Source organism: Microcoleus sp. Pol12B4 (genome assembly GCF_036701385.1).
Taxonomy (GTDB): Bacteria; Cyanobacteriota; Cyanobacteriia; order Cyanobacteriales; family Microcoleaceae; genus Microcoleus.
The window spans coordinates 1-1,383 of the sequence record NZ_JAUBQR010000152.1 but is presented as its reverse complement, the minus strand read 5'-3'; the positions used below and the strand labels follow the sequence as shown (position 1 = coordinate 1,383).

1 protein-coding gene is annotated in these 1,383 nt (G+C 42.6%); it reads left to right on the top strand.

Annotated elements, in window-relative coordinates; all coding sequences use genetic code 11:
- On the top strand, nt 1–1,374 hold a 1,374-nt coding region (locus tag QUA38_RS19705; protein ID WP_333164722.1), incomplete at its 5' end, for an AAA-like domain-containing protein.
- Between the last annotated feature and the right edge of the window lie 9 nt (nt 1,375–1,383).

Genomic DNA, 1,383 nt, shown 5'->3' with positions numbered 1-1,383 from the left:
TCAATCATAAGTGATAATATCAACGATACACTTATATGGTTATTGCCAGTTATGACGATAGATGAGGTACTACAGCTAACTCGTGTGCGATTACAAAAAGATTTATATCCCGTACAAGAAATCATACTCCGCCAAGTTTGGGAAGGAAAGACTTATACAAGTATCGCATCTGCCTCTCATTACGGAGAGCATTACCTGAGAAACATCGCCTCATCCTTGTGGCAATCTCTCTCTCAAATATTGCAGACATCTATTAGCAAATCTAATTTTCGCTCTTGTGTAGAATCTCGTTCCCTGACCATAGAGGAACGAGAATTAATTGAAGCATTCACTCGCAGCAAATGCCTAGCAACACCTTTAGAATTTCCCGGCTCTCCCGTGCCCCTGGATTCGCGATTTTATATCCCTCACCCGCTAATTGAAGAACTTGCCTATCGAGAGATTACTAAACCCGGAAGTGTGCTGCGGATTAAAGCTCCCAGGAAGATGGGAAAAAGTTCCCTTCTGCTACGCATTTTAGAGCGCGCGACTTCTCTTGAATATCGAACTGTAAGTTTAGATTTTCAGCAAGCCGAGGAAGCTGTTTTAGCCAATATCGATAAATTTTTACGCTGGTTTTGTGCCAACATCAGCCGCCACCTAGAATTACCACCTCTATTAGATGATTATTGGGATGAAGACATGGGTAGCAAAGTAAGCTGCACCATCTATTTGCAACAACATTTACTAGCCGAAATAAGTACCCCTCTTGTGTTAGCTTTAAATGAAGTAAATATAATTTTTGAATATCCAAAAATTGCCAGAGAATTTTTGCCGCTCCTGCGAAGCTGGCATGAAGAAGCAAAGCGGATTGAAACTTTGGGAAAACTGCGGTTAATCGTTCTTCACTCCACAGAAATTTATATTCCTTTAAAGCTCACTGAATCGCCTTTTAATGTCGGTTTACCGCTGCAATTGCCCTATTTTACAGAAGAGCAGATACTTGCTTTAGCCCAGCGTCACGGACTGGATTGGACAGATAGCCCCGATGCCGATCGACTGATGGCAATGGTGGGGGGACATCCCTATCTGGTGCGGCTAGCTCTTTACCACCTCTGTCAAAACAGCGTAACCCTAGATCAGCTACTACAAGAAGCTCCCACAATAGCGGGAATTTATAAAGATTATTTGCGGAGTTTTTGGGCAACATTGCAAGAGTATCCAGAACTTGCGGTTGCACTTAAACAAGTGGTAAAATCGGAACACGGAGTGGAATTAGATCCGATAGTGGCTTCTAAATTATTTAGTATGGGGCTGATTCATGTCGATAACAACCGCTGTACGCTAAGCTGCGAGTTGTACCGCCTCTATTTTGGTTCGCACAACTTTATTTAGTTATTGCCC